The sequence below is a fragment of the Peteryoungia desertarenae genome (assembly GCF_005860795.2).
Classification (GTDB): domain Bacteria; phylum Pseudomonadota; class Alphaproteobacteria; order Rhizobiales; family Rhizobiaceae; genus Allorhizobium; species Allorhizobium desertarenae.
The window spans coordinates 728,483-739,957 of the sequence record NZ_CP058350.1; the positions used below are offsets into that span (position 1 = coordinate 728,483).

Sequence of the window (11,475 nt, forward strand, 5' to 3'; positions counted from 1 at the left end):
CATACCTTGTTTTTTGCATTTGCGAAAGGGGAAAACGCCACGAGCGCCGGCGATGGTTACCGCCGGCGGGATGTCTGGGACGTCATGAAAGCCTTAAGCGGCGAGACCTTTCTTCTTCAGCATCGCCTCCGGGTTTGGCATCTTGCCCCGGAATGCCTTGTAGGCCTCTTCCGGATCGACCGATCCGCCGGACGCATAGATATGCGTCTTGAGTTTGCCCGCAGTGTCGGGATCGAACGGATTGCCGGTTTCCTCAAAAGCGGCAAAGGCATCCGCATCCAGCACCTCCGACCACATGTAAGAATAATAGCCCGCCGAATAGCCATCGCCGGAAAAGACGTGCTGGAAGTGTGGTGTGGCATGGCGCATGACGATCGAGGCCGGCATGCCGATCTTTGCCAGAACTTCACTCTGCACAGCGATGGGGTCTTCGACCGCGCCGCGTGTATGAAAGGCCATGTCGACGAGAGCAGATGAGGTGAATTCTACGGTGTTGAAGCCGGCATTGAAGGTCCGGGCAGCGAGCACCTTGGCGAGTAGCGCCTGCGGCATCGGCTCGCCGGTCTGGTAGTGCACCGCATAGGTCTTGAGGATCTCAGGCACAGTCAGCCAATGCTCATAGAGCTGCGATGGCAGCTCGACAAAGTCGCGCGAGACACCGGTACCGGAAACCGAGGGATAGGTGACATCAGACAGCATGCCATGGGCGGCATGGCCAAATTCGTGGAAGAGTGTGCGCGCATCATCGAGCGACAGCAAAGCGGGCTTGCCCGGCTCCGGTTTGGCAAAATTGCAGACATTGTAGATGATGGGCAACTCGCCCTGGCGACCGTTTTTCAGAGGCAGCCGGTGCTGCGACTGGAAGCTGCTCATCCAGGCGCCGGAACGCTTGGAGGGACGAGCGAAATAGTCGCCAAGGAAGAGTGCGACCAACATATCGTTGCGGTCGCGGATCTCGAAGACGCGTACATCCGGATGGTAGCCGACGACATTGGGAAGCGGTACGGCACGAATGCCGAAGATGCGCCCTGCAACATCGAAGCAGGCCTCGATGATCTTTTCGAGCTGGAGATAGGGCTTTAGTTCCGCTTCAGAGAAACTAAACTTCTGCGCCCTGAGCTTTTCGGCGTAATGACGCCAGTCCCAGGGCGCGACCTCGTGGTTCTTGCCCTCATCTGCGATCAAAGCGGCGAGTTCGGCTTCTTCTGCCCGCGCCTGCGAAACGGCCTTTTCCCAAACCTGCATCAACAGGCCGTTCACCGCTTCAGGCGTCTTCGCCATAGTGTCGTCCAGCTTGTAGGAAGCGTAGTCCTTGTAGCCCAGGAGAGAAGCCTTCTCGGCGCGAAGCGCGAGCGTCTCCTTGACGATGTCGCGATTGTCGGTCTCGCCGCCATTGATGCCGCGCGACGTCCAGGCCTTGAAGGCCGTCTCGCGCAGATCCCGACGTTCCGAGAAGGTGAGGAAGGGCTCGATGATCGAGCGCGACAGCGTCACCACATGGCTGTGCCCGCCACCGTGTGCGGCTGCAGCGGACGCCATGGCGTCGCGCAGGAAGGCCGGAATGCCGGCAAGGTCGTCCTCGCCGGAGAGCGGCAGGATCCAGGAGGATTCATCCGCCAGAACGTTCTGGCCGAAATTGGCACCGAGGCTTGCCAGCCGCTCATTGATCTCAGCCAGACGTTCCTGCTCCGCCTTAGGCAACTTGGCGCCTGCCTTGACGAAACCCTTCCAGTGGCGCTCCAGAACACGCGTCTGTTCGACGGTCAGGTCAAGTTCAACCCGACGGGTCCACAGGTCGTCGATCCGGGCAAACAAAGCTGCGTTCATGCCGATCTTCGAGTAATGGCGCGACATCTTCGGGGCGATCTCGCGCTCCAGCGCCTGAATGGCCGGATTGGTATTGGCACCAGCCTTGTTCCAGAAAAGCGCCGATACTCTCGATAGACCATCACCCGCTACTTCCAGAGCTGTGATGGTGTTATCAAACGTTGGCATCTCAGGATTTTGGGCGATCTCTTCGATCTCCGCTTCGTGCTCTGCCATTGTCTGCGCGAATGCAGGCGCAAAATCTCCATCTGCGACCGAATTGAAGTTCGGAAGCCCTTCGTGTCCATCCCAAACAACAAGGGCGGAATTGAAGGCTGTTGCTTCGCTCATGAATGTCTCCTCAGGTCGCAAGAACGGCAAATCGTGTGCCAAGGATATGCTACCGCCTGTGCGCCATGACAAGACGGCAGCCGCTGGAAGATCGAAACACGGGAGAGATCAGACTGAATCAAGTTATTGGCGGGCGGCCTTACCCAGCGGAATGCCTGATCACTGCCATGTCGGGAACCACTGGCCTTTAAGAAAAATACGCCCTATCTCGCAGAAGATTTTGCCAATATGCGGCCCAACCCGCACACTCCTTTAGCAGGAATTTTCATGTCACAGGCTTTGATGAGCGAACGTCGTACAGCGTTCATTGGAGCGCTGCTGACGACCCTCGGTCCGATTTCCATGGCAATCTACACGCCGGCGATGCCCCAGCTTGTCGAAGCTTTCGGCACGACGGAGTCTGCAATCAAGATGAGCCTTTCGCTGTTCTTTGCCGGCTTCGCGGTAGCGCAACTGGCTGCCGGCCCCCTCTCGGACGGGATCGGCAGGCGAAATGCAACGCTTGGGTTTCTTCTGATCTATCTCTTCGGCAGCGTGGTTGCATCGCTCGCCACCACGGTCGAATGGCTGTTGGCAGGCAGGCTGATCCAGGGTGTCGGTGCATCTGTCGGTGTCACCGTCTCGCGGGCAATTGTTCGCGACCAGTTCACCGGCCCGGAAGCCGCACGCATCCTCAATCTGATCGGCATTATGCTCGCAATTGGCCCGGCGGCGGGGCCGACATTGGGCGGTCTGGCCCTCGTGACCGCCGGTTGGCAGGCCGTCTTCCTCCTGATGGTTGGCTTCGGTTTACTCAGCGCTGTCGCAGTTCTTCTCTTCCTGAAGGAAACGACCAAGCCCGATCCTGCGCTCATGAAGCCTAAAGCCCTGGCCATCGCCTATTCTATGCTGGCGACGGATCCGCGTGTTCTGCTCCCCGCTTTCGTGCTCGCCGGATGTGTTGGCGCACTCTACGCGCAGGCCACCATGTTGCCATTCATACTGATCGACAGGGTTGGACTGACGCCTCCGGAATTCGGCATCGGCATGCTCATGCAATCGGGTTTCTTCTTTTCCGGATCCCTGGCATTGCGGCTTCTGGCAAATCGATTGGGGGAAACCGGAGCATTGAGATTGGGACTGTGGCTGGCAGGAGGTGGGGGCGTGATCATTGCAATATCAACGAGGCTGATAGAACCAACCTTCCTGTCGATCATGGGGCCAGTCGCCGTCTGCTCCTTCGGGATAGCCTTTGTGATCCCCTACATAACAACGGCGGGCTTGCAGCCATACCCGCAGATTGCAGGCTCAGCGGCGGCGCTGATCGGCTTCATCCAGATGGCAAGCGGCTTCCTCGGAGGGCTCTCCGCTTCTGTGATCGGCGACCCTCTCGCCGCCTTCGGCACGGTCATTCCAATCATGGAAGTCAGCGCCGTCATCGCCTACCTCCTCCATCGCAAAGTGGCACGCTCGACAACGTAAAAAAGGCTCGCCTCCCTCGGGAAGACGAGCCTTCAGGTCGTCAGCCGGATATCAGCCGCCGAGATTGCGCTTGGCGAGCGTGCGCAGGCGAAGCGCATTCAGCTTGATGAAGCCTGCTGCATCCTTCTGATCATAGGCGCCCTGGTCGTCCTCGAAGGTCACCAGCTTGTCGGAATAGAGCGACTTTGCGGATTCACGGCCTATGACCATGACATTGCCCTTGTAGAGCTTTAGCGTCACTTCGCCTTCCACATGCTCCTGGCTCTTGTCGATCAGTGCCTGCAGCATTTCGCGCTCCGGCGAGAACCAGAAGCCGTAGTAGATAAGCTCGGCGTAACGCGGCATCAGCTCATCCTTGAGGTGGGCAGCACCCCGGTCGAGCGTGATCGACTCGATCGCACGGTGCGCGGCGAGAAGGATCGTGCCGCCGGGTGTCTCATAAACGCCGCGCGACTTCATGCCGACAAAGCGGTTCTCGACGAGGTCGAGGCGGCCGATGCCGTTGTCGCGGCCATAATTGTTGAGTTCGGCTAGCAGCGTGGCCGGGCTCATCTCGACGCCATTAATCGAGCAGGCGTCGCCCTTGCGGAAACCGACCTTGATGATGGTGGCCTTGTCCGGTGCAGCTTCCGGCGAAATCGTCCGCATATGCACGTATTCCGGTGCTTCCTGGGCGGGATCTTCGAGAACCTTGCCCTCGGAGGAGGAATGCAGCAGGTTGGCGTCGACCGAGAATGGCGCCTCGCCCTTCTTGTCCTTGGCAACCGGGATCTGGTGCTGTTCGGCGAAGTTCAGGAGATCCGTGCGGCTTTTGAAGGCCCAGTCGCGCCAGGGCGCGATGATCTTGATATCGGGGTTCAACGCATAGGCCGACAGCTCGAAACGGACCTGGTCATTGCCCTTGCCGGTGGCGCCATGCGCGATCGCGTCTGCGCCGGTCTTCTTGGCGATGTCGATCAGATGCTTGGAGATCAGCGGACGGGCAATCGAAGTGCCAAGCAGGTAGACACCTTCATAAACGGCATTGGCGCGGAACATAGGGAAGACGAAATCGCGGACGAACTCCTCGCGCACATCCTCAATGAAAATCTCGTTGATGCCGAGCATCTCCGCCTTCTTGCGCGCCGGCTCGAGCTCTTCGCCCTGGCCGAGATCGGCAGTGAAGGTCACCACTTCAGCACCGAGTTCGGTCTGCAACCATTTCAGGATGATCGAAGTATCAAGACCGCCGGAATAGGCGAGAACAACTTTCTTTACGTCTTTTGGAAGAGCCATGAGGGAGATTTCCGTTTTACTGCGAGCATGAGGCCGCCCAACCCGGCCCCTTGGTTTTGGGCACTTTTAGCTGGTTTCCTGCACGGTGCAAGGGGAAGTGGATCGACCGAAGCCGGTTTGACTTGTGCTTGCCTGCTGCCATATCCCGATTCAACAAGACCATCCAAGGAAGGGACACCCGTCATGTCTAAGCTCCAAACCGTCATGAAGTCCGGCAATGTGGCCGTCATCACCGGCGCCGCATCCGGCATTGGTTTGGCGATGGCAAAGGCCTGCGCCGGGAAGGGAATGGCAGTTGTGCTTGGCGATCTGGGAGGCGACCGCCTCGCAACAGCATCCGAAGAGGTCGCAGCCCTTTCGGCAAATCCTCAGTCGGACATTGCAGCCATTGAGACAGACGTTTCGAAACTGGATGACCTCGAAGCGCTTGAGCGAGCCGTGATCCAGAGGTTTGGTCGTGTTCATCTTATGATGAACAATGCAGGCATCCAGCCGGGGAGCAGCCTGTTCGGGCCACAGGCCGCCTGGGAAAACATTCTGGCCGTAAACCTGATGGGCGTGGTCAACGGTGCCCGCACCTTCGGCCCCGGCATGATAGCCCACAAGGAGCCCGCACTGATCATCAACACCGGGTCAAAACAGGGCATCACCACACCGCCCGGCGATCCCGCATACAATATTTCGAAGGCAGGCGTGAAGGCGTTTACCGAGGCCTTGCAACATGAACTTCGCAATACGCCAGACTGTAATGTCACGGCACATCTGCTCATCCCCGGCTTTGTCTTTACAGCTCTGACGGCCAATGGTCGCACCGAGAAACCAGAGGGCGCCTGGACCGCCGAAGAGACTGTCGCGTTCATGCTGGAATGCCTGGACCGGGGCGATTTTTACATCCTCTGCCCGGATAACGAAGTGACCCGCGCGCTGGACGAAAAGCGCATTGCCTGGGCTGCGGGGGATATCACCGAAAACCGGCCTCCGCTATCGCGCTGGCATCCGGAGTTTACGGACGCCTTCAAGACCTATCTCTCTCTTCCCAAACAATAGGCTGCGAGCTAATGAATGAGGATGACAGGATCGCGCTACGGCATCCTGCGGACCTTTTGATGTGGTGCCTCCAATGGACTTTCTGCCGAGCCTTCCCGTCTTCCTCGCCTTCAGCGTGGCCCTCCTGCTCTTGGCTATCACACCCGGACCCGACATGACGCTCTGGATCAGCCGCTCATTGCGGGACGGGCGGGGCATCGGGCTTATGACGCTCGCCGGAACCAGTTTCGGCATTGCGATCCACACGATGCTCGTCGCCTTCGGGATTTCGGCACTGATCGTTGCCTCACCAACGGCGTTCTTGTTGCTGAAAACCGGCGGAGCTGCCTACCTTCTCTGGCTGGCGCTACAGGCGATCCGGCACGGCTCGAATTTCGTGATTAAAGCGGACGGGGCGGCGGTTGTATCGAAGAAGGGCGCCTTCCTCAACGGGCTCTGGGTCAATCTCCTGAACCCGAAGGTCATCATCTTCTTCATGACCTTCCTGCCGCAATTCGTCACCGCCACCGACCCGAACGTGACAGGCAAGCTAATCTTCCTGGGCCTCTGGTCGATCATCCTGTCGCTGCCGATCGGGATCGGCATCGTCTATGGCGCGGATTTCATGTCGAACTGGCTGCAGAATAACCGCAAGGTTCTGCGCGGCATCGATTACACCTTTGCCGGCGTCTTCTCCATTTTCGCGGTGAAAATCTTCATGACGCAAGCGAGGTAGGCAGAAGGCGGGTCTGCTTGACCCACCATGTTCCTTCAATCATCATCTGCGCCGTGATTGGCGATCATCATGGCCTCGAAAACCAGTCTTTCCGTCTTCCGCATGCGCTCGGATTCGGACTTGAGCTGCCCGCAAGCCGCCAGAATATCACGACCGCGCGGGGTCCGGATCGGCGAGGCGTAACCAGCGGCATTGATGAAATCGGCAAACTTCTCGATCTGTTCCCAGTCTGAACACTGGTAGTTGGTTCCCGGCCAGGGATTGAAGGGGATCAGGTTGATCTTCGCTGGTATGCCCTTCAACAGCTGTATCAGCCCCTTGGCATCTTCCAGACTGTCGTTCACATCTTTCAGCATCACATATTCGAAGGTGATGCGCCTGGCGTTCGAAAGTCCCGGGTAGCGCCGACAGGCTTCGATCAGATCCTTGAGCGGATACTTCTTGTTGATCGGAACCAAAAGGTCGCGCAGATCATCGCGCACCGCATGCAGCGAGATCGCCAGCATGACGCCGATTTCGTCACCCGTGCGGTAGATTTCCGGAACAACACCGGAGGTCGACAGCGTGATGCGACGCTTGGAGAGCGACAGCCCGTCGCCATCGGAGGCGATCAGGAGAGCTTTCTTGACCTCTTCGAAATTATAAAGCGGCTCTCCCATTCCCATCATCACGATATTCGTGACTTTGCGGTCGCTGGAAGGCACCATACCGCCCTGGGGCACGTCGCGATCAGGAAAGTCACCCAGCCGGTCGCGGGCGAGCAACAGCTGGGAAAGAATTTCTTCTGCCGTCAGGTTCCTGACGAGCTTCTGCGTTCCCGTGTGACAGAAGGTACAGGTCAGCGTGCAACCAACCTGACTTGAGATGCACAAGGTTCCACGGCCTTCTTCCGGAATGTAGACGCTTTCAACCTCGACCGGTCGACCGGCACCACGCGGGGGAAAGCGGAGTAGCCACTTTCTAGTGCCATCATTGGAGATCTGCTCTTCGACAATCTCGGGGCGGGCAATTGTGAAATGCGTCTTGAGCATCTCACGCATATCCTTCGAGACATTCGCCATGGCATCGAAATCCGAGACGCCACGCACATAGATCCAGTTCCAGATCTGAGCGACACGCATCTTGATCTGCTTATCCGGAACGCCCTTCTCGCGCAGTGCCGTCGCAAGTTCATCACGATCCAATCCGATCAGGCTCGGCTTTTCACCGGCAACGGACCTGTTGATGGCCGGAGCCGGGCGGGGACGCTCGGAAACGATTTCAGTCAGCGACATGGGCAACCTCTTGCCACAGACAGCGCCCTGCTCGCTTGGCAGTGCCTTGATCCTGTGGCGATGTATGAATTCGGGACATTTTGATGCGGACAAACACCGCAAAGCCTATTAGTGTCGGCCCAATAGCAGCTTTTTCGCCGCTCGTCACCTATTGGCAAAGCGAGGCATTGGCCCTGAAAAGCAAAAGGGGTCGACCGAAGCGACCCCTTCTCGCTTGGCTGTTGCCAGTTCCTACTTGCAGTCTTCGATCTTGTTGAGAGCAGCCGTGATGCCAGACAGCGAATAGGTATAGGTCGTTGCAGTACCCCGTGCAGAGGTTGCTTTCACTGTCATGGACTTTCCTGCCCTCATGGCAGCCACCATTGCGGGCTCTTCAGCCGCATTCTCCACCCACGCGGAAGAGTCCTTCACAAACAGAACAAAGGTCTTCGAGTCGATCGTCACATTGACCTTAGAATCCGGTCGCATGGGATAGCCCATCATCGCCTGCGGTTCATAGGAGATGTTCTGGCCAGGCCGCTGTGTCACCACGAAAAAAATATCGCCATGGTTGACGTTCTGAGGTTCCTTTGCCGTAGGCACCGAGAGCACGTAACACACGGTTCCGCCGTTGGACTTATACGAATAGGCTCCCCAAGCATTGAACTGTTCAATGCGTGTCGGTGATTGTGCGGACGCGATGCCGCTGCTTGCCAGGATGAGTGCCAGTGCGGTTACGCTACTTCTTACGAACATGTCTTCCTACCGGTTGTTTCCATCCATCGTCCGACCACAAAGGAGCGGACGTTCATTGTCAAACCTTACTTCAGTATGACTTAATTTACCTTACCAAATCATGAACAGGCAGCGGTTTCTTCACCAAAACACAAAGCCCAAATGGCTCGGATAAGCCTCTTTGACGGTCCTGACGTTCAGCAAATCTCGACCGTTTTGCGATGTAGAAAGAAGGAATCGGGCGAGAGTTTGGCTAACACTGGAGGACTGATCACGGCAGATCAATTAACCGTCAAAGGCCCGATGATCCTCGTCACGCAAGGCATCGTCTGCAGCATCGTAATGTCGCTGCTTGATGTGACCGTTGATGAGAGCAACCGCAGTCGTCAGCACTGCGATGTCATCCGTGAAGCCGACAAAAGCGAGAATATCCGGCACTGTATCAAAGGGTAGAACGAAATAGCCAAGCGCTGCCAGCAGGATACCCCGGACCCGCAGGGGCGTTTCTCGGTCGATCGCGCAGTAATAGGCGGCCACAACATCACGCGCGAACGGAAGACGGCTGATTGCGCTCTTGAAAGTTGGCCAGAAGCGGTTGCGAACACGCGCTTCCTGCCGTTCCTGCGTTTCCTCATCGCCGGGCAGGAGTATCTCACCAATCTTGACGTCATCCATCGCGGGCTCCTTTCCTGGCAAGGTGGCAATTGCAGCCAAAGATATGGTGGGCACGAGGACCAAGTTCAATTCGTTCCAGCGGCTTCGTCCATGTAATGTGCCAGTTTGAAATCCAGTTCCGTCAGGCCTCCCGCCGAATGTGTTGTCAGGCGGACATCGACCTGGCGATAGACATTCGACCATTCAGGATGGTGATCGAGCTTCTCTGCAGCCAGTGCAACCTCGGCCATGAAACCGAAAGCTGCGCGGAAGTTCACGAAGACAAACTGCTTGCTAATCGCATCGCCATCTTGTGAAAGGCGCCACGCGGCGAGATTTTCGAGCTGTTCGGCAATTGAGCCAGGATCGAGTTTCTCAGGCCTCATGGCACTGCCCTCCGAAGGTGTGTATCATGGATGACATTTCAATTCAGTTTGTCTGCCTTGGCAACATCTGTCGGTCTCCGCTAGCGGAAGGTGTATTTCGCCATCTGGCCGGAACAAGCTTAGCAAAACGAAGCTATAGGGTATCATCGGCAGGAATTGGCGGTTGGCATAAAGGCAATCCCCCCGACCCCCGGGCAATAGCCGTCGCAAGATGCAACGGAATCGACATCAGCAGACAGAGGGCAAGACAGTTTGCAGAAGCAGATTTCGCCAATCATGATCTGGTAGTCGCCATGGACAAGGCGAACCTGGAAACGTTGTCTGCCTTGGCAAAACCGCTGGATCGCGAACGGCTTCACCTGTTTTCGACTCTCACCCACGGCCAGAGTTTTGATATACCAGACCCCTATCACGGAGATAGCAATCGGGTTCGAAGCGGTCTACAGCATGATCTTTTCGGGTTGCGAAGCCCTGTTTGAGAAGCTGGAGGCGGAGCGGGGCTCGTGAAGCGGAAAGACCTCTTCCGTCAGATAGGGTCCACCACCCACGGAATCACGCGAGGAGAGCAGGACGAAGCGCGACACCAAGAACGGCAGAGACTGGAAGTCACTGCGGCCCGATAGGTAGTGTACAACTTCGTCAACGCGGCTCACCTTGAGCCGCGCAAGGGTCACATGCGGAACGAATTTGCGCGGATCCGGGGGCAGTCCGATCCTCTGGCAGATGCGCTCGATCTCCCCCTGTAACGCAAAGAGTTCGGGGGCCGGCGTAACACCCGCCCATATCGAATGCGGCTTCTTCGAACCGAACGAGCCGATACCGTTCAGGCTTAACTGAAACTCAGGCCGGTCGATCCGGTCCAGGCGATCAACAACTTCGTCGGCAGTACGACCGTCGACGTCACCGATGAACCTCAGTGTGATGTGGTAATTCTCGACATCGATCCAACGCGCTCCAGGGAGACCGCCGCGAAGCAATGAGAGGCTCATGGCCGCATTGCGCGGAATTTCGAGGGCAGTGAACAATCTCGGCATGGCGAGCTCCCCGAATCTCTTGCAGATGCGAACAGCGAATCATGCATGGACCTCGGGCGCAAGGGCTTATTTTTGCGCCTGCTCAATCCGTGCCAAGAGCTCCTCGACTTTCGGAAGCATTCGATCGGCCATCACCGCAAGGCCTTCAGTGTTCGGATGCATGCCATCCTCCAGCAAGAGATTGGCCTGAGTGACAACGCCATCGAGAATGAAGGGGTAGAGCGGTATGCCGTATTTCTCAGCCAACCTGGGATAAATCGCATTGAATTCTTCTGCATACTGATCGCCCATGTTGGGAGGCGCCAACATGCCAACCAGAAGAACCTGCACTTTCCGTTCAGTGAGGCGTTGCAGGATCGCATCAAGATTGCGCTCCGTCTGGGCCGGAGGGATCCCTCGAAGCGCATCATTGGCTCCAAGTTCCAGGATCACACCATCCGTATCATCCGGGACGGACCAGTCGACCCTCGACAATCCCCCCGCCGTTGTATCGCCTGAAACCCCCGCATTGGTAATGGTGACGTCGTGGCCCTTGGCTCGGAGTTCCCGCTCGAGCTGGGCAGGGAGTGCATCTTCCTGCGGTAGCTGATAGCCAGCCATGAGACTGTCACCGAGCCCTACGAGCTTGACGGTTTCCGCCTGTGCAAAGCGATATCCGCCGGAAAAGGCGACCATAATCACGGCTAAATGAAGAAGCGCAGCTTTAAAATTCATATTGCCTTCCCTAGATCTGCCAACAATGTACATCGGATCATAGG

General features: G+C 57.3%; 12 protein-coding genes. 4 read left to right on the forward strand and 8 right to left on the reverse strand.

The window, feature by feature from the left end:
* Positions 1-93: 93 nt before the first annotated feature.
* Positions 94-2,157, reverse strand: coding sequence for a M3 family metallopeptidase (locus FE840_RS03460; protein ID WP_138287169.1), 2,064 nt, complete (start codon positions 2,155-2,157; stop codon positions 94-96).
* 267 nt (positions 2,158-2,424) lie between these two features.
* On the opposite strand from FE840_RS03460, the gene FE840_RS03465 reads away from it, so the two are divergent.
* Positions 2,425-3,618, forward strand: a complete 1,194-nt coding sequence (locus FE840_RS03465; RefSeq protein ID WP_138287168.1) for a multidrug effflux MFS transporter — start codon at positions 2,425-2,427, stop codon at positions 3,616-3,618.
* Between the two features lie 51 nt (positions 3,619-3,669).
* On the opposite strand, the gene FE840_RS03470 is transcribed toward FE840_RS03465, so the two are convergent.
* The gene (locus FE840_RS03470) at positions 3,670-4,893 is read right to left on the reverse strand and encodes an argininosuccinate synthase (RefSeq protein WP_138287167.1); all 1,224 of its coding nucleotides are present in this window, start codon (positions 4,891-4,893) and stop codon (positions 3,670-3,672) included.
* Between the two features lie 183 nt (positions 4,894-5,076).
* Here FE840_RS03470 and FE840_RS03475 point away from each other — a divergent pair, with 183 nt between their 5' ends.
* Both FE840_RS03475 and FE840_RS03480 read left to right on the forward strand, forming a co-directional pair.
* Positions 5,077-5,940, forward strand: coding sequence for an SDR family NAD(P)-dependent oxidoreductase (locus FE840_RS03475; protein WP_138287166.1), 864 nt, complete (start codon positions 5,077-5,079; stop codon positions 5,938-5,940).
* Positions 5,941-6,013: 73 nt separating this feature from the next.
* Positions 6,014-6,655 carry a LysE family translocator gene (locus tag FE840_RS03480; RefSeq protein WP_138287164.1) on the forward strand — a complete coding sequence of 214 codons (642 nt, stop codon included), beginning with the start codon at positions 6,014-6,016 and terminating at the stop codon, positions 6,653-6,655.
* Positions 6,656-6,690: 35 nt separating this feature from the next.
* On the opposite strand, the gene rlmN is transcribed toward FE840_RS03480, so the two are convergent.
* The 4 genes from rlmN to FE840_RS03500 form a co-directional block, all read right to left on the reverse strand.
* On the reverse strand, positions 6,691-7,929 hold the full coding sequence (gene rlmN / locus FE840_RS03485) for a dual-specificity RNA methyltransferase RlmN (protein ID WP_138287162.1): 1,239 nt from the start codon (positions 7,927-7,929) through the stop codon (positions 6,691-6,693).
* A 231-nt stretch (positions 7,930-8,160) separates the two neighbouring features.
* The gene (locus FE840_RS03490; RefSeq protein WP_171033688.1) at positions 8,161-8,664 is read right to left on the reverse strand and encodes an invasion associated locus B family protein; all 504 of its coding nucleotides are present in this window, start codon (positions 8,662-8,664) and stop codon (positions 8,161-8,163) included.
* A 264-nt stretch (positions 8,665-8,928) separates the two neighbouring features.
* A complete protein-coding gene (locus tag FE840_RS03495) occupies positions 8,929-9,318 on the reverse strand; it encodes a YkvA family protein (RefSeq protein WP_138287161.1) in 390 nt (129 codons plus the stop codon).
* 65 nt (positions 9,319-9,383) lie between these two features.
* On the reverse strand, positions 9,384-9,683 hold the full coding sequence (locus FE840_RS03500; RefSeq protein ID WP_138287159.1) for a 4a-hydroxytetrahydrobiopterin dehydratase: 300 nt from the start codon (positions 9,681-9,683) through the stop codon (positions 9,384-9,386).
* A gap of 26 nt (positions 9,684-9,709) precedes the next feature.
* Here FE840_RS03500 and FE840_RS03505 point away from each other — a divergent pair, with 26 nt between their 5' ends.
* A complete protein-coding gene (locus tag FE840_RS03505; RefSeq protein WP_343058639.1) occupies positions 9,710-10,162 on the forward strand; it encodes a low molecular weight protein-tyrosine-phosphatase in 453 nt (150 codons plus the stop codon).
* Here the strand turns inward: FE840_RS03505 and thpR are convergent.
* Positions 10,124-10,717, reverse strand: a complete 594-nt coding sequence (thpR, locus tag FE840_RS03510; protein WP_138287157.1) for an RNA 2',3'-cyclic phosphodiesterase — start codon at positions 10,715-10,717, stop codon at positions 10,124-10,126. The genes FE840_RS03505 and thpR overlap by 39 nt on opposite strands.
* Positions 10,718-10,783: 66 nt before the next feature.
* The gene (locus tag FE840_RS03515) at positions 10,784-11,431 is read right to left on the reverse strand and encodes an arylesterase (protein ID WP_138287155.1); all 648 of its coding nucleotides are present in this window, start codon (positions 11,429-11,431) and stop codon (positions 10,784-10,786) included.
* Positions 11,432-11,475: the final 44 nt, after the last annotated feature.